3 protein-coding genes are annotated in these 23,852 nt (G+C 72.3%); 2 read left to right on the top strand and 1 reads right to left on the bottom strand.

Annotation, left to right across the window (positions count from 1 at the left end; genetic code table 11):
- Positions 1 to 89 precede the first annotated feature (89 nt).
- A complete protein-coding gene (locus JXZ78_RS40415; RefSeq protein ID WP_275128231.1) occupies positions 90 to 19,034 on the bottom strand; it encodes a type I polyketide synthase in 18,945 nt (6,314 codons plus the stop codon).
- A gap of 327 nt (positions 19,035 to 19,361) precedes the next feature.
- Between JXZ78_RS40415 and JXZ78_RS26870 the strand changes: the two genes are divergently transcribed.
- Both JXZ78_RS26870 and JXZ78_RS26875 read left to right on the top strand, forming a co-directional pair.
- Positions 19,362 to 20,528 carry an exonuclease SbcCD subunit D gene (locus tag JXZ78_RS26870; RefSeq protein WP_030022969.1) on the top strand — a complete coding sequence of 389 codons (1,167 nt, stop codon included), beginning with the start codon at positions 19,362 to 19,364 and terminating at the stop codon, positions 20,526 to 20,528.
- On the top strand, positions 20,525 to 23,824 hold the full coding sequence (locus JXZ78_RS26875; protein WP_030022970.1) for an AAA family ATPase: 3,300 nt from the start codon (positions 20,525 to 20,527) through the stop codon (positions 23,822 to 23,824). Before JXZ78_RS26870 ends, JXZ78_RS26875 begins: the two co-directional genes overlap by 4 nt.
- The last annotated feature ends 28 nt before the right edge of the window (positions 23,825 to 23,852 follow it).

Here is a 23,852-nt window from a genome sequence, read left to right on the forward strand (position 1 = left end):
AGGAAGGCTAACCGCAGACTTACGGGTGCTTTTCCTCTCGTGGATTCCGGTGGGGCCGTCCGGGACGGCCGGACGGCCCCACCGGCGGCTCAGTCGAGGTCGAGATCACTGTCGATGAACTCGAAGAGGTCTTCGTCCGCGGCGGCTTCCAATCCGTCCGGGAAACCCTCGGGCCCGGTGAGTCCTGCGGAGCCCCCGGCGAGCTTGTTGAGCAGCGCCTCCAGCCGGACCGTCAGCCGCGACCGCCGCTCCTCGTCGGCTCCGATCTCCTCGACCGCCGCTTCCAAGGCCTCCAGCGACGACAGCTCGGCCCGGGGCATCTCCGCGGACAGCCGCTCCACCAGGTGCCCGGCGATCGCGACCGGAGTCGGGTAGTCGAAGACCAAGGTCGTGGACAGCCGCAACCTGGTGGCCGTACCGAGCCGGTTGCGCAGCTCGACGGCGGAGAGCGAGTCGAAGCCCATGTCCATCAGACCGCGCTCGGTGGCCACGGCGGCAGGCGACGTGTGACCGAGGACGCCCGCCACCTGACCGCGCACCAACTCGACCAGGAGACGGTGACGCTCGCCCTCGTCCACGCCCGACAGCCGCTGCCGCAGCTCCGCCCCGGCATCCACGGACGCGGCGGGCGCGGCGGAGGCGGAGGCCGCCGCGGGCCCCGCGGCCGGCACCAGCCCCCGGTGGAGCGGGGGAAGGCTCCCCGCCGTGGCACGGCGCCGCAACGCCGCCGGGTCCAGCCGTACGGGCACCGGCACCGCCGTGTCGAGGGCGAGCGCCGCATCGAACAGCTCCAGCCCTTCGGACGACCCGATCGGCATGACACCCTCACGCCCGAGCCGGGCCCGCTCGGCCGGGGCCAGGACCCGTGTGAGGTCACTCTCCTCCTCCCACAGGCCCCAGGCCAGCGAGGTTCCCGGCAGGCCGAGCGCCCGGCGGTGGGCGGCCAGGGCGTCCAGGTAGGTGTTGGCGGCGGCGTAGTTCGCCTGGCCCGCGTTGCCCAGGACACCGGCGAAGGAGGAGTAGAGGACGAAGGCGGCCAGGTTCTCGTCCTGGGTGAGCCGGTGCAGGTGCCAGGCGGCATCCACCTTGGCCCGCAGTACGCCGTCCAGGCTCTCCGGGCTGAGGGAGGTCACCGTGCCGTCGTCGGTCGTGCCGGCGGTGTGGATCACGGCGGTGAGGGGGTGTTCGGCGGGGATGTGGGAGAGGAGGTTGGTGAGGGCGTCGGGGTCGGTGACGTCGCAGGCGGTGATGGTGGTGTGGGCGCCGAGTGCGGTGAGTTCGTCGGTGAGTTGTGCTGCGCCTTCTGCGGTGGGTCCGCGGCGGCTGGCCAGGAGGAGGTGGCGGGTGCCGTGGGTGGTCACCAGGTGGCGGGCGAGCAGTGTTCCGAGTGCTCCGGTGCCGCCGGTGATCAGTACGGTGCCGTCGGGGTTGAGTTCCGGGGTGTGGGTGGTGGTGGGTTCGGTCCGTGCCAGGCGTGGTGCGAGGAGTTCGCCGTTACGGAGGGCGAGTTGGGGCTCGCCGGTGGCCAGTACGGCCGAGATCAGTTCGGCCGACGGGGTTTCGGTGTCCGCGTCCAGGTCGAGCAGGACGAACCGCTCCGGGTGCTCGGACTGCGCGGACCGCACCAGACCCCACACGGGAGAGGCGTCCAGGCCGGCCACACCGTCCTTCCCCCGGGCAGCCACCGCGTCGCGGGTGACACACACCAGGCGCGCCCTGTCCCCCCGGTCTTCCGCCAGCCATCGCTGTACGGCTGCCAGGGCTTCCTGCGCACTGCGGTGCGCGGCCGGGTGCCCAGTGGCCTCCGTACCGAAATCGAAGAACTCCACGACGTGCTCCGGCGTGGCCTCGACGGCCCCCGGTACAGCCGGCACCCAGTCGACCGCGAACAACGCGTCACGGTGGCCCACGGCGGGCGAGCGCAACTGCGCCGGGTCGAACGGGCGCAGAACCAGGGACTCCACCGAGACGACCGGCGCGCCCTTGGCGTCCGTCAGCGTCAGGGCCACGGAGTCCGCCGACGACGGCGCGACCCTCAGCCGGACCGCCGTGGCGCCGGTGGCGTGCAGCCGCACACCGCTCCACGCGAACGGCAGCCGAAGGCTGTTGCTGTCGACCCCGTCATCGGTACCGGCATTGGTCGCGGGGCGCAGGCCCAGCGGGTGCAGAGCCGCGTCCAGGAGCGCCGGATGGACCGCGAACCGTGCCTCCTCGCCACGCACCGCATCCGGAAGCCTCACCTCGGCGAACAGTTCGTCCTCGGCGCGCCAGACGGCCGTCACACCGCGGAACCCGGGACCGTAGTCCTGCCCGCGCGCTCCCAGCCGCTCGTACAGCTCTTCCACCGGTACCTGCTCCGCCCCGGCCGGAGGCCAGGAACCACCCGCAACGGGAACCTCCCGCTCCTCGGGCTCCGACCGCCGCAGGCTGCCGACCGCATGCCGCACCCAGGCCGCGCCGGCCGCGTCCTGGCCACCAGGCCGGGAATGGACGGTCAGCCGCCGGTGGCCCGCGTCGTCGGCCTCGCTCAGCAGCAACTGCACGTGAACCGGGGAACGGTCGGGCACGACCAGCGGCGCTTCAAGGGTGAGTTCGTCCAGTACGGCATGACCGGTACGGGCTCCGACACACAGGGCCAGGTCCACGTAGGCACTGCCGGGAAGCACGGCCGCGCCATGCACGGTGTGCTCGGCCAGCCAGGGGTGACTGCGCAGGGACAGCTTGCCGGTGAAGAGGTGTTCGCGGGTGTCCACGAGTTCCAGGTCGGCACCGAGAAGCGGGTGATCGGTGGAGTCGAGCCCAAAGTCGGTGGCTTCACCGGACGATTCCGGGGCGGTGAGCCAGTGGTGTTGGTTTTGGAAGGGGTAGGTGGGGAGGTCGGAGTGGGGGGTGGTGTTCGGGTAGAGGTGCTGCCAGTCGGGGGTGGCGGTGTTGGTGGTGTGGAGGTGGGCGAGGGTGGTGGTGAGGGTGTGGGGTTCGGGTTGGTTCTTGCGGAGGGTGGGTGCGCTCGGAGTGTCGGGGTGGGTGTGCTGGGTGTGGGTGGTGAGGCTGGTGTCCGGGCCGATCTCCAGGTAGGCGGTGGTGCCGTGTTCGTGGAGGGTGGTGAGGGCGTGGTGGAAGCGGACGGTGTTGCGGGCGTGGTCGGTCCAGTAGTCGGGGTGGGCGAGGTCGTGGTGGGTGGCGGTCTGTCCCGTCAGGGTGGAGACGAGCGGAAGGGTTGCGGGGCGGAAGTCCAGGCTCTGGGTGACGGCGCGCAGCTCATCGAGCATGGGTTGCATGTGGGGGGAGTGGAAGGCGTGGCTGACAGTGAGCTGCCGGGTGCGGATGCCGCGCTCTTCGAACTCGCTCTGGAGCGCTGCCAGGGTGTCTTCATCACCTGACAGAACCACCGAGTGTGAGCTGTTGACGGCAGCGAGCGCCACTGTTCCCTCAGCGGCTTCCAGCAGCGGCTGGACGGTCTTCTGGTCGGCTTGTACGGCGAGCATTCCGCCGCCGTTGGGCAGCTGCTGCATCAGTCGTCCGCGCTGGACGGCCAGCCGCGCAGCGTGCGACAGGCTGAGGATGCCGGCGGCGTGGGCTGCGGCGATTTCTCCGATGGAGTGCCCGGCGACATAGGCGGGCCGTACGCCCAGGTGTTCCCAGAGCCGGAACAGCGCGGTCTGCAACGCGAAGAGGGCAGGCTGTGCATACTCCGTACGCTTCAGCGCCTCCGCGTCACCCAGCACCTCGTGCAGCGAGCAGCCCAGCCCTTCTGTCTGCAAGGCCGCATCAACCTCATCGAAGGCTGTCGCGTAGGCCGGGTATGCGGCGTAGAGCTGCGCGCCCATGCCCGCCCGCTGGCTCCCCTGCCCCGAGAACAGGAAGGCGATACGGGCTTCGTCTCCCGCGCTGTCGGCGTGACCGTGAACCACATGCGCCGCGTCCTCCCCCCGGGCGATGGCCGCCAGCCCGCTGAGGAAGTCCTGACGCCGCTCGGCGACGACCGCCGCCCGGTGGGCGAAGTGTGTACGGGTCGTCGCCAGCGCCAGCCCGACCTGTGCCGGGCGGAGGTCCGGCTGGGCCGCGACCAGGTCGAGCAGCCGCGCGGCCTGGTCACGCAATGCGTCCTCGCTCTTCCCCGACAGAACCCAAGGAACTACACCAGTGGTCTCCTCGGCCTGCGCCACGACAGGCGCTTCCGGTGTCTGTTCCAGGATGAGGTGGGCGTTGGTGCCACCGATACCGAAGGAGGAGACGGCGGCGCGGCGGGGCCGGTTCTCCGCCACGGGCCACGGGGTGTTGTCCGTCAGCAGGGAGACTGCTCCACTGCTCCAGTCCACGTGCGGGCTGGGCTCCTCGGCGTGCAGGGTCTGGGGCAGCACGCCGTGGTGCATGGCCATGACCATCTTGATGACCCCGGCGACGCCCGCCGCGGCCTGGGTGTGCCCGATGTTGGACTTCAGCGAGCCCAGCCGAAGCGCCTGGTCCTTGGCCCGCCCCTGTCCGTACGTGGCGAGGAGAGCCTGAGCTTCGATGGGATCGCCGAGCGTGGTGCCCGTGCCGTGTGCTTCGACCGCGTCCACGTCGCCCGGCTGAAGACGGGCACTGGCGAGTGCCTGGCGGATGACGCGTTCCTGGGACGGCCCGTTGGGCGCGGTCAGTCCGTTGCTGGCACCGTCCTGGTTGACGGCGCTGCCACGGATCGTGGCCAGCACGCGGTGGCCGTTGCGCCGCGCGTCCGAGAGGCGTTCGAGAGCGAGCATGCCGACGCCTTCGCCCCATGCGGTGCCGTCGGCATCGGCGGAGAAGGGCTTGCAGCGGCCGTCGGGAGCGAGCCCCCGCTGGCGGCTGAATTCGATGAAGGTGGTGGGCGTGGCCATCACGGTCACACCACCGGCCAGAGCGAGGGTGCACTCGCCGTTGCGCAGCGCCTGGGCCGCCAGATGCAGAGCCACCAGGGACGAGGAGCACGCCGTGTCCACCGTCACCGCCGGGCCCTCCAGGCCCAGGGTGTAGGCCACCCGGCCCGAGGCCACGCTGCCCGCGCTGCCGCTGGTGAGGTAGCCCTCCAGCTCGGCCGGCAGGTGACGGAGCCTCGACGCGTAGTCGCTGTACATGACGCCGGTGAAGACGCCGGTGGGAGTGCTGTGCAGGGTGGTGGGGTCGATGCCGGCGCGTTCGAGGGTTTCCCAGGCGGTCTGGAGCAGAAGGCGTTGCTGGGGGTCGGTGGCGAGGGCTTCGCGGGGGCTGAGGCCGAAGAATTCGGCGTCGAACGCCGCGGCGTCGTGGAGGAAGCCACCACGGCGGGTGTAGCTCTTGCCTGCCTGGGCGGGGTCGGGATCGTAGAGGGCGTCGACATTCCAGTCGCGGTTGTCGGGGAAGTCGGTGGTGGCGTCGGTGCCGTTGGCGACCAGGTGCCAGAGGTCTTCGGGGGAGGCGACGTCGCCGGGGTAGTGGCAGGCCATGCCGACGATGACGATGGGGTCATCGGCGTCGTCGCCGAATGTGGTGGTGGCAGGTATGGCGACGGGGGCTGCTGTCGTTCCGGTGAGCTGGTCGTGCAGGTGGGCGGCGAGGGCGTGGGTGGTGGGGTGGTCGAAAACTAGGGTGGCGGGCAGCTTGAGGCCGGTGACGGTGTTGAGACGGTTACGCAACTCCACCGCCATCAACGAGTCGAAGCCCAACGACTTGAATTCCCGGTCCGTCTCGACGGAGCGAGACGTGTCATGGCCGAGAACTCCGGCCACGGCATCGCGGACGAGTTCCGTCACGACACTCCGCTGCCGGTCCGTCGGCAGGGCGGCCAGGCGCTGGAGCAACGAGGGCTCGTCGGACCGGGCTGTCCGGGCAGGGGCGCGTACCAGTCCCCGGAACAGGCTCGGGACGCCGTCCGTCCGCTTACGGAGGCCGGCCGTGTCCAGGCGGGCGGGTACGAGTACCGGAAGGCCCGAACCGAGCGCGGCGTCGAAGAGGGCCAGGCCCTCCGCCGCGTCGAACGGGGCGATGCCCATCCGCTCCAGACGCGCCAGGTCTCCGGTGCCCAGTTCGCCGGCCATACCGTCGGCCGTGTCCCACATGCCCCAGGCGAGCGAGATGGCGGGCAGCCCCTGAGCCCTGCGATGAGCGGCGAGACCGTCGAGGTAAGCGTTGGCGGCAGCGTAGTTGGCCTGCCCCGAGGTGCCCAGGGTGCCTGCCACGGAGGAGTAGAGGACGAAGGCGGCCAGGTTCTCGTCCTGGGTGAGCCGGTGCAGATGCCAGGCGGCGTCGGCCTTGGCGCGCAGCACGGTGTCGAGCCGCTCGGGCGTCAGGGAACCCAGCGCTCCGTCGTCGGTCGTGCCGGCGGTGTGGATCACGGCGGTGAGGGGGTGTTGGGCGGGGATGTGGGAGAGGAGGTTGGTGAGGGCGTCGGGGTCGGTGACGTCGCAGGCGGTGATGGTGGTGTGGGCGCCGAGTGCGGTGAGTTCGTCGGTGAGTTGTGCTGCGCGTTCTGCGGTGGGTCCGCGGCGGCTGGCCAGGAGGAGGTGGCGGGTGCCGTGGGTGGTCACCAGGTGGCGGGCGAGCAGTGTTCCGAGTGCTCCGGTGCCGCCGGTGATCAGTACGGTGCCGTCGGGGTTGAGTTCCGGGGTGTGGGTGGTGGTGGGTTCGGTCCGTGCCAGGCGTGGTGCGAGGAGTTCGCCGTTGCGGAGGGCGAGTTGGGGCTCGCCGGTGGCCAGTACGGCCGAGATCAGTTCGGCCGACGGGGTTTCGGTGTCCGCGTCGAGGTCGAGCAGGACGAACCGCTCCGGGTGCTCGGACTGCGCGGACCGCACCAGACCCCACACCGACGCGGCGACCGGATCGACGGCCTCACACGTCACCGCATCCCGTGTCACCACGACCAGCGGCTGCGGGACCTCCTGAACCAGATGCTCCTGGACGGCGGCGAGCGTTCGGCCGAGGACCGAGGACAGCTCATCGGGGTGCCCGGTGCCGTTCGCGCACTCCGCGACGTACACGGTGGCGTCGTTCGCCGTGCCGGCCGACGGCATGGGAATCGTCTGCCAGTCCAGCCGGAACAGGGAGTCACGCAGCCCGAGGCCGGCGGTCAGACGCCGGGCATCCGTGGCGCGTACCGACAGGGAGACCGCGGACAGCACCGGCCTGCCGGAGTCGTCGGCGATCTCCACGGCCATGCTGTCGTTCCCGGCCGGAGTCAGCCGGGCCCGCAGCGCGGTGGCCCCGGTGCGGTGCAAGGTGACGCCGGACCAGGCCAGCGGCAGCCGCAGGAGTGTGTCGTCCGCCAGATCGAGACCGGCCAGGGCGATCGGGTGCAGCGCCGAATCCAGCAGAGCGGGGTGCAGGGCAAAACCGCTCGCCGCGTCCTCTGCGGGAAGCCGCAGCTCCGCGAACGTCGTGTCACCCAGCCGCCACATGGCGGACAGTCCCTGGAAGGCCGGACCGTAGTCGTAACCGTGCTCGGCAAGCCGGTGGTAGGCCGAGTCGAGGTCGACGGGAACGGCTGTGGCGGGCGGCCAGGTCGCCTCGGCCGACTCGGGCACGGTGGCCGGCGCAGCGGGCGCAAGGACACCAGCGGCGTTCAGCAGCCATTCGGCGCCTTCCCCCTGCCGCGAGTACAGCTGGATCGACCGCGTTCCCGACGCGTCCTCGCTTCCCGCGACCAACTGGACGTCGACGGTGACGCCCTCGGGGAGAGCCACCGGAGATTCCAGGGTCAGGTCCTGCACCACTGGCGTGTCGAGCCGCGCTCCGGCCAGCAGCATGAGTTCCAGTACGGCCGTACCGGGGAGGAGGGGCATTCCGAGTACCGCGTGGTCGGCGAGCCAGGGATGCGCCGTGGTCGACAGCCGCCCGGTGAAGAGATGCCCTTCCCCGCCAGCCAGTTCCACCGCCGCGCCGAGGAGGGGGTGTTCGGCGTCGGTGAGTCCGGCTGCGGTGAGATTGCCGGGAGAGGCGGGGACAGCGAGCCAGTGGTGTTGGCGTTGGAAGGGGTAGGTGGGGAGGTCGAGTCGAGGGGTGGTGTTCGGGTAGAGGTGCTGCCAGTCGGGGGTGGCGGTGTTGGTGTTGTGGAGGTGGGCGAGGGTGGTGGTGAGGGTGTGGGGTTCGAGTTGGTTCTTGCGGAGGGAGGGTGTGGAGACTGCGTCGGGGTGGGTGTGCTGGGTGTGGGTGGTGAGGCTGGTGTCCGGGCCGATCTCCAGGTAGGCGGTGGCGCCGTGCTCGTGGAGGGTGGTGAGGGCGTGGTGGAAGCGGACGGTGTTGCGTGCGTGGTCGGTCCAGTAGTCGGGGTGGGCGAGGTCGTGGTGGGTGGCGGTCTGTCCCGTCAGGGTGGAGATGAGCGGAAGGGCTGCGGGGCGGAAGTCCAGGCTCTGGGTGACGGCGCGCAGGTCGTCGAGCATGGGTTCCATGTGGGGGGAGTGGAAGGCATGGCTGACAGTGAGCTGCCGGCTACGGATGCCGCGCTCTTCCAACTCGCCTTGAAGCGCTGCCAGGGCGTCCTCATCACCCGACAGAACCACCGAGTGGGAGCTGTTGACGGCAGCCAGCGCGACGACTCCCTCAGAGGCTTCCAGCAGCGGCTGCACGGTCTCCTGGTCGGCCTGGACGGCGAGCATTCCGCCGCCGCTGGGCAGCTGCTGCATCAGCCGCCCGCGCTGCACTGCCAGCCGCGCAGCATGCGACAGCGTGAGAATGCCCGCCGCATGGGCCGCGGCGATCTCCCCGATGGAATGCCCGGCGACGTAATCCGGCCGCACCCCGAAATGCTCCCAGAGCCGGAACAACGCGGTCTGCAACGCGAAGAGGGCAGGCTGTGCATACTCCGTACGCTTCAGCGCCTCCGCGTCACCCAGCACCTCATGCAGCGAGCAGCCCAGCCCTTCTGCCTGCAAGGCCGCATCAACCTCATCGAAGGCTGTCGCGTAGGCCGGGTACGTAGTGTAGAGCTGCGCGCCCATGCCTGCCCGCTGGCTCCCCTGCCCCGAGAACAGGAAGGCAAGTTTGGCGGTCCGGCCAGTGGCGCGGCCCTGGACCACATGCCCGGCGGCCTGGCCCCGGGCCAGTGCGTCAAGACCGGCGAGGAAGTCTTCCCGCTGCTCGGCGACGACCGCCGCCCGGTGGGCGAAGTGTGTACGGGTCGTCGCCAGCGCCAGCCCGACCTGTGCCGGCCGGAGATCCGGCTGGGCCGTGACCAGGTCACGCAGCCGCGTGGCCTGCTCCTCCAGTGCCTGGTGACTGTCTGCCGACAGGAACCACGGCACCACACCGCCGTCCGCCGACTCGTCCGCGGGCCCTTCGGATTCCACGATGTCGTGCGGCGCGGCTTCCAGAATGAGGTGGGCGTTGGTGCCGCTGATGCCGAAGGAAGAGACGGCGGCGCGGCGGGGCCGGTCCTCCGCCACGGTCCACGGGGTGTTGTCCGTCAGCAGGGAGACTGCTCCCGTGCTCCAGTCCACGTGCGGACTGGGCGCAGCGACATGCAGGGTCTTGGGCAGCACGCCGTGACGCATGGCCATGACCATCTTGATGACCCCGGCGACGCCCGCCGCGGCCTGGGTGTGGCCGATATTGGACTTCAGCGAGCCCAGCCGGAGCGGTTGCTCCTCGGACCGCTCTTGGCCGTACGTGGCGAGGAGAGCCTGGGCCTCGATCGGGTCGCCGAGTGTCGTGCCCGTACCGTGCGCCTCGACCGCGTCCACATCACCCGGCTGAAGACGGGCGCTGGCCAGGGCCTGGCGAATGACACGTTCCTGTGACGGCCCGTTGGGGGCGGTCAGTCCGTTGCTGGCGCCGTCCTGGTTGACGGCGCTGCCGCGAACCGTCGCCAGCACCTGGTGACCGTTGCGCCGCGCGTCCGACAGCCGTTCCAGCAGGACCAGGCCCACTCCCTCGGAGAAGCCGGTGCCGTCGGCGTCGGCGGAGAAGGCTTTGCAGCGGCCGTCGGCGGACAAACCGCGCTGGCGGCTGAATTCGATCAGGGTGTTGGGCGTGGCCATCACCGCCACACCACCCGCCAGAGCCATGGTGCACTCGCCATTGCGCAGTGCCTGGGCCGCCAGGTGCAGGGCCACCAGGGACGAGGAGCACGCGGTGTCGACACTGACCGCGGGGCCCTCCAGCCCCAGGGTGTAGGAGATACGGCCGGAGGCCACACTCCCGTAACTGCCATTGCGCAGGTACCCCTCAAGTTCCTGGGGGACGCTGCTCAGCCGGCTGCCGTAGTCGTTGTACATGATGCCGGTGAAGACGCCGGTGCGGCTTCCGCGCAGTGACTGGGGGACGATGCCGGCGTGTTCGAAGGTCTCCCAGGCAGCCTCCAGCAGAAGGCGTTGTTGGGGGTCGGTGGCGAGGGCTTCGCGGGGGCTGAGGCCGAAGAATTCGGCGTCGAACGCCGCCGCGTCGTGGAGGAAACCGCCGTGCCGGGTGTAGCTCTTGCCTGCCTGGTCGGGGTCCGGGTCGTAGAGGCCGGCCAGGTCCCAGCCACGGTTGTCGGGGAAGTCGCCGATGGCGTCGGTGCCGTCGGCGACCAGGCGCCACAGCTCCTCCGGGGAGGTGACGCCACCGGGATAGCGGCAGGCCATACCGACGATGACGACGGGATCGTCCGCGTCGACGGCGGCGCCGGCCTGCGTGGCGGTGAACGTGGCGCCGGGCCCCGAGGCTCCGGTGAGCCGTTCGTGGAGATGGGCGGCGAGAGCGTGGGTGGTGGGGTGGTCGAAGACGAGGGTTGCGGGCAGCTTGAGGCCGGTGACGGAGGTGAGACGGTTACGCAGCTCCACCGCCATCAACGAGTCGAAGCCCAACGACTTGAACGACTGGTCGGCGGTGACCTCGTCGGGCTCACCGAGGCCGAGCGCGGTGGCCACTTCGCGGCGTGTGAAGTCGAGCAGGGCCCGCTCACGCTCGTCCGCCGGAAGCGCGGCCAGCCGCTGGGCCCAGCCACCGGCTGCCGTACCGGTGTCACCGGCCTGTGCGGCGCGGCGCAGCGGACCACGTACCAGGCCACGGAACACGGCCGGGATTCCGCCCGACCCGGCCTGGTGCCGAAGACCGGCCAGGTCCAGCCGGGCCGGGACGAGCACGGCTTCCCGGCGAGCGAGTGCCGCGTCGAACAGGGCCAGGCCCTCCTCCGAGGGCAGGGGCGCGACGCCCGCGCGGGCCATCCGCGTGACATCCGCCTCCGCCAGGTGCCCGGTCATACCGCTGGGCTCCTCCCACAGGCCCCAGGCGAGCGAGGTGGCGGGCAGCCCCTGGGCCCGGCGATGGGTGGCGAGGCCGTCGAGGCAGGCGTTGGCGGCGGCGTAGTTGGCCTGGCCCGCGTAACCGATCGTGGCGACGACGGACGAGAACAACAGGAAGGCGGTCAGACCGCTGTCCCGCGTCAGCTCGTGCAGGTGCCGCGCCGCATCAGCCTTGCCCCGGAGGACGTGGGTCAGCCGCTCCGGAGTCAGGCTGTGGAAGGTGCCGTCGTCCAGCGCTCCCGCAGTGTGGACGACGGCGGTCAGGGGGTGCTCGGCGGGGACGGTGCCGAGGAGGGCGGCGAGGGCGTCGCGGTCGGCGACGTCGCAGGCGGCGATGGTGGGATGGGCGCCCAGGGCGGTGAGCTCGGCGTGGAGGCGGGTGGCGTGGTCGGCGGCGGGCCCGCGTCGGCTGACGAGCAGGAGGTGGCGGACACCGTGCTCGGTCACCAGGTGGCGGGCGAGGAGGGAGCCCAGGCCTCCGGTGCCGCCGGTGATCAGTACGGTGCCGTCGGGGTCCAGTACCGGGGCCTCTGCGGCGGCGGGTTCCGTCCGAGCCAGACGTGGTACGAGGAAGTCGCCATCGCGGAGGGCGAGTTGCGGCTCTCCCGTGGCCAGCGCCGCCGCCAGGACACCGTCATCGACGATACTGTCAGTGCTGCCTGTGCTATCAGTGATGCCTGTGCTGTCAGCGCTGCCGTCGGCTCGGTCGATGTCCAACAGGACGATACGGCCGGGCTGCTCCGACTGAGCCGATCGCAGCAGCCCCCAGACGGCTGCCGAGGCGAGGTCCGTGACGTCCTCCCCGGGCAGCGCGGCGAGGGCGCCACGGGTGGTGACGATCAGACGGGCATCGGTGAAACGCGGATCCGCCAACCAGTCCTGGACCGTACGCAACGTGTCGCCGAGGGCGGAGTGCAGCTCGCCGCCGTTAAAGCGGAGCACCATGTCGCCGCCTTCGCCGCCTTCATCGGCTGCGTGGGCTGAGTCGGCTACGTCGGCCACGCCCACTTCCCGGAAGGCAGCGGCACCGGTGACCACCGGAGCCGGGATCGCCGCCCACTCCAGCCGGTACAACGACCGTCCCGCCCCGGCCTCGCGCCCCGCCGCCACCAACTGCTCGGTGACGACCGGCCGGAGGGTCAGCCGCCCGACGGCGGCCACCGGTTCACCGGCCGGGTCGTAGGCCGTCATGGAGACCGAGTCCCGGCCCGCGGGAGTGAACGCGACGCGCAGTTCCGTCGCTCCCGCGGCCGGCAGGCGAACGCCGTCCCAGACGAAGGGCAGCAGGGGACCCTCGTCGGCACCGGTGTCGCGGTCGATCACAGAGTGCAGCGCCGCGTCCAGCAGAGCCGGGTGTACACCAAACGCACCGGAGTCGGCCCGGAGGTCCTCCGCGAGCCGCACTTCCGCGTACACGTCCTCGCCCCGCCGCCACAGGGCGGTGAGTCCCTGAAAGGCCGGCCCGTACTCGTAGCCGCGCACGGCGAGGTGCTCGTAGCGCGAGGTGATGTCGACCGGTACGGCCCCGGGCGGTGGCCAGGAGCCCAGCACATGGGCGGCAGCCGGTTCGCCGGGTACGAGGGTGGCGGTCGCGTGCCGGGTCCACGGCACCGGCTCCGCGCCCGCGCCGGAGGCGCTCGACGCGTCGGCCACCGGGCGCGCGTACACGCGCAGCGCGTGCCGTCCCGAAGAGTCGGCCGGATCCACGGCCAGCTGGAGCTGGACGTCGCCCTGCTCGGGCAGTACCAGCGGCGCTTCGAGCATGAGGTCGTCCACCTGGTCGCAGCCCACCTCTTCGGCCGCGCGCAGGGCCAGCTCCACGAATCCGGTGCCGGGCAGCAGTACCGTACCGGCCACGGCGTGGTCGGCCAGCCAGGGATGAGCGCGCAGCGACAGCCGGCCGGTGAGGAGCAGCCCGTCGTCGTCGGCGAGCGACACCAGGGCGCCCAGCAGCGGATGGTCCGCGGGGGCGAGCCCGGCGCCCGTCATGTCACCGGACGGCGCCGGAGCGTCGAGCCAGTAACGGCGGCGCTGGAAGGCGTACGTGGGAAGGTCCACCCGTACGGCCGGGCCGGAAGTGCCGGGTACCGCGTTCCAGTCGACCTCGGCGCCGCCGACGAGCACGGTGGCGAGGGAGGCCAGGAGGTCACGCCAACCACCCTTGTCACGGCGCAGGGACCCCGTGATCACCGCGGGAGCCCGGTCCGGGGACCCCGTGATCACCGCGGGAGCCCGGTCCGGGACGGAAACGGGGTCTCCGGCCGCGTCGGCGGCGTGCTCCAGCGTCTCCTGCACGCCCATGGTCAGAACAGGGTGCGGGCTGCTCTCGACGAAGATCCGGTGGCCGTCGGCCGCCAGGGCCCGGATCGCCGGCTCGAAGCGCACCGTGCCCCGCAGGTTGCGGTACCAGTAGTCGGCGTCCAGCGTCGCGGTGTCGACGGGCTCGCCGGTGAGCGTGGAGTAGAAGGCCACCTCCGACGAACGCGGTGTGATGCCCGCCAGCGCCTGGAGCACCGTTTCGCGGATCTCCTCCACCTGCGCCGAGTGCGAGGCGTAGTCCACGGCTATCGTCTTGGCCCGCACATCGTCGGCCTGGCAGGCCGCCACCAGCTCGGCCAGCGCCGCCTGCTCTCCGGCCACCACGGTGGCCGACGGGCCGTTGACCGCCGCGACCGAAAGCCGCTCGCCCCAGCCTGCCAGGCGCGCCTCGGTCTCTTGCAAGGGCAGCGGTACGGAGGCCATGCCGCCCTTCCCGGCCAGCGCCCGGATCGCCTGGCTGCGCAGGGCCACCACCTTGGCCGCGTCACCGAGCGACAGTGCCCCGGCGACGTGGGCCGCGGCGATCTCGCCTTGTGAATGGCCCACCACCGCATCCGGGACGACGCCCGCCGAACGCCACACCGCCGCCAGCGACACCATCACCGCGAAGAGGGCGGGCTGTACCACGTCCACCCGGTCCAGTCCCGGAGCCCCGGGCGAGCGGCGCAGCACGTCGGTGAGCGACCAGTCCACGTAAGGCGCCAGAGCCTGCTCGCACGCGGCGATGCTGTCGGCGAAGACGGGATGGGAGTCCAGCAGCTCCTCCGCCATGCCGTCCCACTGGGACCCCTGCCCGGGGAAGACCAGGACCGTACGGCCCGGGCCCGCCACGCTGCCCTCGACCACACCGGCCGACGAGTCGCCACGGGCGAGTGCGGACAGTCCGTCGAGGAGTTCCGCAGGGTCCTCCCCGATGACGACGGCACGGTGTTCCAGCAGGGCGCGGTCGGCCACCAGGGCGTGCGCGACATCGGCGGGGTGCCGCGGCGGGCCGTCGGCCAGGTACGTGTGCAGCCGCCCGGCCTGGGCGCGCAGAGCCGTCTCGTCCTTGGCCGACAGGACCCACGGGACGGCGCCGGTCGGCCGGGTGATGACCTGCTCGGGAACGTCGGCGGCCTGTTCGAGGATGAGGTGGGCGTTGGTGCCGCTGATGCCGAAGGAGGAGACGGCGGCGCGGCGGGGCCGGTCCTCTTCCGCGTGCCACGGGGCGTGATCGGTCAGCAGAGACACTGCTCCCGTGCTCCAGTCCACGTGCGGGCTGGGCTCGGTGACGTGGAGCGTCTTGGGCAGCACGCCGTGGTGCATGGCCATGACCATCTTGATGACGCCGGCGACGCCTGCGGCGGCCTGGGTGTGGCCGATGTTGGACTTCAGCGAGCCGAGCCGGAGGGGCTGGTCCTCAGGCCGTTCCTGTCCGTACGTGGCGAGGAGCGCCTGGGCTTCGATGGGGTCGCCGAGTGTGGTGCCCGTGCCGTGTGCTTCGACCGCGTCCACGTCACCCGGCTGGAGGCGTGCGTTGGCCAGTGCCTGGCGGATGACGCGTTCCTGGGACGGCCCGTTGGGTGCGGTGAGTCCGTTGCTGGCGCCATCCTGGTTGACGGCGCTGCCGCGGATGGTTGCCAGCACGCGGTGGCCGTTGCGCTGAGCGTCCGAGAGGCGTTCGAGGACGAGCATGCCCACGCCTTCGCCCCACGCGGTGCCGTCGGCACCGGCGGAGAACGCCTTGCAGCGGCCGTCGGCGGCGAGCCCCCGCTGGCGGCTGAACTCGATGAACATGCCTGGCGACGCCATCACCGCGGCACCGCCCGCAAGAGCCGTACCACATTCACCGTTGCGCAGCGCCTGGGCCGCCAGATGCAGAGCCACCAGCGACGAGGAGCACGCCGTGTCCACCGTCACCGCCGGGCCCTCCAGCCCCAGGGTGTAGGCCACCCGGCCCGAGGAGACACTCGCCGTGCTGCCCGTCAGCAGGTACCCCTCGTACCCCTCGGCGGACTCGTGCAGCCGGGGCCCGTAGTCCTGCGACATGGCACCGACGAACACGCCCGCCGCGGAACCCCGCAGCGACGACGGGTCGATGCCCGCCCGCTCCAGCGCCTCCCAGGACGTCTCCAGCAGCAGCCGCTGCTGCGGGTCCATGGCGGCGGCTTCGCGCGGGGAGATGCCGAAGAACGCCGGGTCGAACTCGTCGGCGTCGTGCAGGAATCCACCGTTACGGGCATACGTCTTCCCCGGGCGGCCAGGCACCGGGTCGTACAGCTCGTCCACCTTCCAGCCACGGTTCACCGGCAGGGCCGAGATGGCATCCCGGCCCTCCTCGACCAACTCCCACAACTCCTCCGGCGAGGTCACCCCGCCCGGATAACGGCAGGCCATCCCCACGATGGCGATGGGCTCGTCCACGGAACCCGCGGTGACCGGACCGTCCGGCAGAACCGCTTCCCCCGTGAACTCGGCCCGCAGGTGTTCGGTGAGCGCGGCCGGGCTCGGGTAGTCGTAGACGAGTGTCGGCGAGAGCCGCAGCCCGGTGGCGGTGCTCAACCGCTTGTGGAACTCCACCGCGCCCAGCGAGTCGAGCCCGAGTTCCTTGAACGTCTCCCTGGGGCCGATGCCGCCCGGCGTCGTGTGGCCGAGCACCGTCGCCGCGTTCGTGAGCACCAGGTCCGACAGAATGCGCTCGCACTCCGCGGACGAGACACCCGCGAGGCGTTCCGCGAGGGAGAGCTTCTCGGGCGGCGCGGGGATGGTGCTTCGAGGCCCCGTCGCCGGCGCGGGGACGGCCGCGGACGGCCTTTCGGAAACGGCCGTCTTGAGCCAGTGGTGTTGGCGTTGGAAGGGGTAGGTGGGGAGACCGAGTCGAGGGGTGGTGTTCGGGTAGAGGCGCTGCCAGTCAGGGGTGGCGGTGGCGGTGGTGTGGAGGTGGGCGAGGGCGGTGGTGAGGGTGTGGGACTCGGGCTGGCTCTTGCGGAGGGAGGGTGTGGAGACTGCGTCGGGGTGGGTGTGCTGGGTGTGGGTGGTGAGGCTGGTGTCCGGGCCAATCTCCAGGTAGGCGGTGGCGCCGTGCTCGTGGAGGGTGGTCAGTGCCTGGTGGAAGCGGACGGTGTTGCGTGCGTGGTCGGCCCAGTAGTCGGGATGGGCGAGGTCGCGGTGGGTGGCGGTCTGTCCCGTCAGGGTGGAGATGAGCGGAAGGGTCGCGGGACGGAAGTCCAGGCTCTGGGTGACGGCGCGCAGCTCGTCGAGCATGGGTTCCATGTGGGGGGAGTGGAAGGCATGGCTGACAGTGAGCTGCCGGCTACGGATGCCGCGCTCTTCCAACTCGCCTTGAAGCGCTGCCAGGGTGTCCTCATCACCCGACAGAACCACCGAGTGTGAGCTGTTGACAGCGGCCAGCGCGACGACTCCCTCGGCGCCCTCCAGCAGCGGCTGCACGGTCTTCTGGTCGGCCTGGACGGCGAGCATTCCGCCGCCGCTGGGCAGCTGCTGCATCAGCCGCCCGCGCTGGACGGCCAGCCGCGCAGCATGCGACAGCGTGAGAATGCCCGCCGCATGGGCCGCGGCGATCTCCCCGATGGAATGCCCGGCGACGTAATCCGGCCGCACCCCGAAATGCTCCCAGAGCCGGAACAACGCAGTCTGCAACGCGAAGAGGGCAGGCTGCGCATACTCCGTACGCTTCAGCGCCTCCGCGTCACCCAGCACCTCATGCAGCGAGCAGCCCAGCCCCTCTGCCTGCAAGGCCGCATCAACCTCATCGAACGCGTCGGCATACGCCGGGTACGCGGCGTAAAGCTGCGCGCCCATGCCCGCCCGCTGGCTCCCCTGCCCCGAGAACAGGAAGGCGATACGGGCTTCGTCTCCCGCACTGTCGGCGTGCCCGTGAACCACATGGGCCGCGTCCTCGCCCCGGGCGATGGCCGCCAGCCCGCTGAGGAAGCCCTCCCGCCGCTCAGCGACGACCGCCGCCCGGTGGGCGAAGTGTGTACGGGTCGTCGCCAGCGCCAGCCCGACCTGTGCCGGCCGGAGGTCCGGCTGGGCCGTGACCAGGTCACACAGCCGCGCGGCCTGATCCCGCAACGCGCCCTCGCTCTTCCCCGACAGAACCCAGGGCACGGGCACGGCCCTCTCCCCGTCGTCCGCCGGCTGCGACGGCTCGGCGGGTGCGGGGCCCTCCTCCACGATGACGTGGCAGTTGGTCCCTCCCATGCCGAAGGAGGAGACACCGGCGATCAGCGGACGGTCCGGCCGGGGCCAGGGGCCGAGCGCGGTCTGCACCCGGAGGTTGAGTTCGTCCAGGGGGATGCGCGGGTTGGGGGAGGCGTAGTTGAGGCTGGGAGGCAGCTCGCGGTGGTGGACGCTCAGCGCGACCTTCAGGAGGCCGACGATGCCCGCCGCGCCCTCCAGGTGGCCGACGTTGGTCTTGGCGGAACCCACCGGCAGCGGGTGGTCGCGGCCGGGATCGGTGCCGACGGCCGCGCCCAGTGCCGCGGCCTCGACGGGGTCACCGACCGGCGTGCCGGTGCCGTGGAGTTCGACGTACTGCACCTCGGACGGGGCCACGCCCGCGTGGTGCCGCGCCAGCCGCAGCACCTCCTCCTGGGAAGTCGCGCTGGGCACCGTCAGGCCGTCCGTGGCGCCGTCGTTGTTGACGGCGCCGCCACGGATCACGCAGTACACGCGGTCGCCGTCGCGCTGCGCCTGGTCCAGCGGCTTCAGGACGACCAGGCCGCCGCCCTCGCCCCGTACGTAGCCGTTGGCGCGCGCGTCGAACGTGTAGCAGCGGCCGTCGGACGACAGGCCGCCGAACTTCGCCGCGCCGACCGTGCTCTCCGGCACCAGGTTGAGGCTGACGCCGCCGGCGAGCGCGAGCACCGACTCGCCGCGCCGCAGGCTCTCGCAGGCCATGTGCACCGCGACCAGGGAGGAGGACTGGGCCGTGTCGACCGTGATGCTCGGGCCGTGGAGACCGAGGGTGTAGGAGACGCGGTTGGCGATGATGCCGCGCTGGAGTCCCGTCAGGGTGTGCCGGTCGATGGCCTCGGCCCCGCCGCGCCGGGTGAGGGTGGCGTAGTCGTCGCCGATGGCGCCGGCGAAGACGCCGGTGCGGGTGTCCCGGAGGCCGGCGGGCAGGACCCCGGCGTCCTCCAGGGCCTCCCAGCTCAGCTCCAGCATCAGCCGCTGCTGCGGGTCCATGGCCGCGGCCTCGCGCGGGGAGATGCCGAAGAACGCCGCGTCGAACCCGCCCACCTCGTCCAGGTAGCCGCCGCGGCGGGTGGGCGTCTTGCCCGGGGCGTCGGGGTCGGCGTCGTACCACGCCTCGGCGTCCCAGCGGTCGCGCGGCGTCTCGCCGATCGCGTCCACCCCCTCGCGGAGGACGTCCCAGAAGGCGCCGGGGTGCGGGGCCCGGGGAAGCCGGCAGGAGAGGCCGATCACGGCGATCGGAACGTCCTGGCCACTGAGCACGCGAGAGGCTTGGGGTTCGGTCTGACGCACATAGGACTCCATGGCGTCCATCCTGGGAAGCGCGCATAACGCGGCCCTAACTTGAGCCTTACCGTGCCGAGCGCCCGGCGCCGGCGCGCTGACGCTGCGACCTGCGGCTATCACATCCCGTGACCGCGCGCGGCCGCCCCCCCCGCCCCCGGAGCCGGAGCGCGGAGAAGGCCGACGGCTCGACCGATGACCAGCCCCCCCCACGAGCCCCTGACGAGGTCGGTGAGGGACAAGAGGCCCACAGAGACTAAAGTCGGTCGTGCTGATACGCAGGTGCGTACCGACTCGGTGCCGAGCCGGTGCCCGAGAAAGGACGAAGATGCAGGTCGGAGCGCTGCTGTGAGATTTCTGCACACCTCCGACTGGCACCTCGGCCGCTCGTTCCACCGAGTGAACCTGCTCACCGCTCAGCGCGCCTTCCTCGATCATCTCGTCGAGACGGTCCGTACGCAGCGGGTCGACGCGGTCCTCGTCGCGGGCGACGTCTACGACCGTGCCGTACCGCCGCTGGCCGCCGTGGAACTCTTCGACGACGCCCTGCACCGGCTGGCCGGCCTGGGCGTGCCCACCGTCATGATCTCCGGCAACCACGACTCCGCCCGCCGCCTCGGTGTCGGCTCCGGGCTGATGCGGGAGGCCGGGGTCCACCTGCGGACCGATCCGGCGGCCTGCGCCACCCCGGTCGTCCTGCGCGACGCGTACGGCGAGGTCGCCCTGTACGGGCTCCCGTACCTGGAACCGGCCCTGGTCAAGGACGAGTTCGGGGCCGAACGGGCCGACCACGCACACGTACTGGGCGCCGCCATGGACCGGGTGCGCGACGACCTGGCGGCCCGGCCCGCCGGCACCCGGTCGGTGGTGCTCGCGCACGCCTTCGTCACCGGTGGCGCGCCCAGCGACAGTGAGCGGGACATCACGGTCGGTGGAGTGGAGTCCGTGCCCGCCGCCGTCTTCGAGGGCGTCGACTACGCGGCCCTCGGGCACCTGCACGGCTGCCAGACGATCACCGACCGGGTCCGCTACTCCGGCTCCCCGCTCGCCTACTCCTTCTCCGAGGAACGGCACCGCAAGTCCATGTGGCTGGTCGACCTGGACGCCGCGGGCGCGGTGACCGCCGAGCGCCTGGACTGCCCGGTGCCCCGCCCGCTGGCCCGCCTCCGCGGCAAGCTGGAGGACCTGCTGGCCGACCCGGCGCTGGACGTCCACGAGGACGCGTGGGTGGAGGCGACGCTGACCGACGCCGCCCGCCCGCACGAACCGATGGCCCGGCTCGCCGCCCGCTTCCCGCACATCCTCAGCCTCGCCTTCGAACCGGAGGAGGGAGCCGCCCGCAGCCTCGCCTCGTACGCGCAGCGGCTGCGCGGCCGCAGTGACCAGGAGATCGCCGAGGACTTCGTCGCCCACGTACGGCCCGGGCGCGGCGTGGACGACGAGGAGCGGGCCGTGCTGCGCTCCGCTCTGGACGAGGTACGCACCGACGACGCGCTGCGGGAGGTGGCGGGGTGAGGCTGCACCGGCTGTCGGTCACGGCCTTCGGGCCGTTCGGGCGGACCCAGACCATCGACTTCGACCGGCTCGCGCAGGCCGGTCTCTTCCTGCTCCACGGGCCGACCGGCGCGGGCAAGACCTCCATCCTGGACGCCGTCTGCTTCGCCCTGTACGGGACCGTGCCGGGGACGCGGCAGAGCGGCCAGGCGCTGCGCAGCGACCTCGCCGATCCGTCGACGCCGACCGAGGTGGTCCTCGAACTGACCGTCGGCGGACGGCGGCTGGAGATCACCCGGCTGCCGGAGCAGCCCCGCCCGAAGAAGCGCGGGACCGGCACGACCCGCGAGAAGGCACAGAGCCGGCTGCGCGAGTACGTGACCGGCTCCGGAGGCGCGGGCGCCAGCAGGGCAGACACGGGCACCAACGGGACGGATGCCGACACCGGCGGGCCGGACACGGACCCCGCCCACGGCGGCCGCTGGAAGGCCCTGAGCCGGTCCCACCAGGAGATCGGCGAGGAGATCGGCCAGCTGCTCGGCATGAACAAGGAGCAGTTCTGCCAGGTCGCCCTGCTGCCCCAGGGGGACTTCGCGCGTTTCCTGCGCGCCGACGCCGAGGCCCGTGCCCGGCTGCTGGGACGGCTCTTCGACACCCGGCGGTTCGCCGCCCTCGAAGACCAGCTGGCCACCCGCCGCAAGGCCGCGGCCGACCAGGTGTCCGCCGGGGACGACCGGCTGCTGGCGCTCGTCCACCGGATGGACCAGGCGGCGGGGGAGCCGGCCGACCTCGTCGACCCCTCGGTCCCCGCCCCGGGACGCGCACCGGAGGCGGCGGTTCCGGCTCCGGGCCGTCGTGGCGGTACGGGCACAGGCAGAGGTACGTATGCGGGCCGGGCGGCGCGTGCTGCCGGTACGGCTGCGCCCTCCCGGGGTACGGCGACCGCCACCGCACTCGTACCGGAACAGTACGGGCGCCCGGACTCCGGTACGGCCGCCACCGTTCAGGCCGCCCAGACGCCGAGCCCCGGCGAGCCGGGCTTCGCCGAAGCCGTACTGGTACGGGCGGCCGTCGCACGGGCCAATGCGCGCGAGCGGCACGACATCGCCCGGCTCGCCGTTCACTCTGCCGAGGCGGCGGAGGCCGCCGCCCGCGCGCGGGCGGACGAGGAGCGCGAGCGGGACCGCCTCCAGCGCCGGTACGCCGAGGCGCAGCGGCGCGCGGCGGACCTGGCGGCGCAGTCCGGCGAGCGGGACCGGGCCCGGGACCGGCTCGCGCGGGCCCGCGCGGCCTCCGAGGTCGCCCCCGCCCTGGCACTGCGCGACGCGGCCTGGCGCGAGCACGGGACGGCGCAGGCCGAAGAGCGGCGCGGGCGCTCCCAGCTGCCGCCCGACCTGGCCGGCGCGGACGCCGAACGGCTCGCCGCCCTGGAACGCGCACTGCGGCAGGACCTCGGGTCGCTGACGGCGGCCCGCCGGGCCGAGAGCCGCGCCGCCGAGATCGCCGCGGAACGCGCCGGGATCGAGCGGGAGGCGCGGGCCGACGAGCAGACGCTGGTGGACGCCGCCGCGTGGCTCGCGAACCGGGAACCGGCGCACCAGGAGAACCAGCGGCGCATCGAGGCCGCCCAGGAGGCGGCGGCCCGCGCCGAACAGCTGCACGCGCAGCTCGACCCGGCCCGGCAGCGGCTGGCGGCCGCGCGCCGGCGCGACCACCTCACGGACAGCCTGCGGGCCGCGGACGAGGACGTGCTGCGTGCCCGGGAGCGTGCGGCGGCGGCCCATGAACACTGGCTCGACCTCAAGGACCGCCGCCTGCGCGGCATCGCGGCCGAACTCGCCGCCGGGCTGGAGGACGGGACCGCCTGCGCCGTGTGCGGCGCCACCGAGCACCCCGCCCCGGCCCGTACCGGAGCCGGACACGTGGACCGTACGGCCGAGGAAGCGGCGCTCGGCGCCTACCGGCAGGCCGAGTCCGCGCGCCAGGACGCCGAGCGTACTCAGCAGTCCCTGAAGGAGGAGCGGGCCGCCGCCTCCGCGACCGCCGGTGACACCCCGGTCGCCGAGCTCGCGCGCGCGGAAGAGGAGCTGCGGGAGACGTATGCGCGCGAGCGGGCGGCGGGAGCCGATCTGCATGCCGCCAGGGAAGCGTCCGCCCGCGCCGACCGGGAGTACGAGCGGCGCCGCACCGAGCAGCAGGAGGCCGAGCGTCGCGCTGCCGCGCGCACCTCCCACCGTGAAGCCCTCGACCGTGAACTCGCCTCGCTCGACAGTGTGCTGGAAGAGGCCCGCGGTGGCTTCGCGAGCGTCGCCGAGCGGGCCCGCCGCCTGGAGCGGCAGGTCGCGCTGCTGGCCGAGGCCGCAGCCGCGGCCCGTACGGCCGAGGCGTGCGCCGAGCGCCTCAAGGAGACCGACGCCCAGCTGTCCGACGCCGCCTACCGCGCCGGCTTCGACACCCCGCAGGAAGCGTCGGCCGCGCTGCTGAGCGACGCCGAATGGAACGCCCTGCAACAGCGTCTCGACCGCCACCAAACCGAAACAGCCGCAGTGGAAGCCGCGTTGGCCGACCCCGAAGCGGTCGCCGCAGCGGGCCTCCCGCCCGCGGACCCGGGCCAGGCGCACGCCGACCTGGAGCATGCGAGCCGCAGACTGCGTACTGCCGGCGCGGCCTGTGCCGCCGCCGAGGAACGCTGTGCCGAACTCGACCGCCTCAGCGCGCGGGCCCAGTCCGACGCACTCCGGCTGGCCCCCCTGCGTACCGAGTACGAGCGCATCGCCCGCCTAGCTGCCCTCGCCGCCGGTACGTCGGCGGAGAACGAACGGCGGATGCGCCTGGAGTCCTACGTCCTGGCCGCCCGCCTGGAACAGGTCGCGGCCGCCGCCAGCGCGCGCCTGCACCGCATGTCCTCCGGCCGCTACACACTTGTGCACTCCGACGAACGGGCCGGCGGCGCGCGCCGCTCCGGCCTGGGTCTGCACGTCATCGACGCCTGGACCGGCCACGAGCGGGACACCGCCAGCCTCTCCGGCGGTGAGACGTTCTTCGCGTCGCTGGCCCTGGCCCTCGGGCTCGCCGACGTCGTCACCGACGAGGCGGGCGGCACCCGCCTGGACACCCTCTTCATCGACGAGGGATTCGGCAGCCTGGACGAACAGACCCTGGACGAGGTGCTGGACGTCCTGGACTCGCTGCGCGAACGGGACCGCAGCGTCGGCATCGTCAGCCATGTCGCCGACCTCCGGCAGCGCATCCCGGCCCAGCTGGAGGTCGTCAAGGACCGCGCGGGGTCGTCCATACGCCATCGGGTGCCGGACTGACCGGACGGCCGGACGCGGCGCCGTGTCC

It is taken from the genome of Streptomyces monomycini, from assembly GCF_022271435.1.
Taxonomy (GTDB): Bacteria; Actinomycetota; Actinomycetes; order Streptomycetales; family Streptomycetaceae; genus Streptomyces; species Streptomyces monomycini.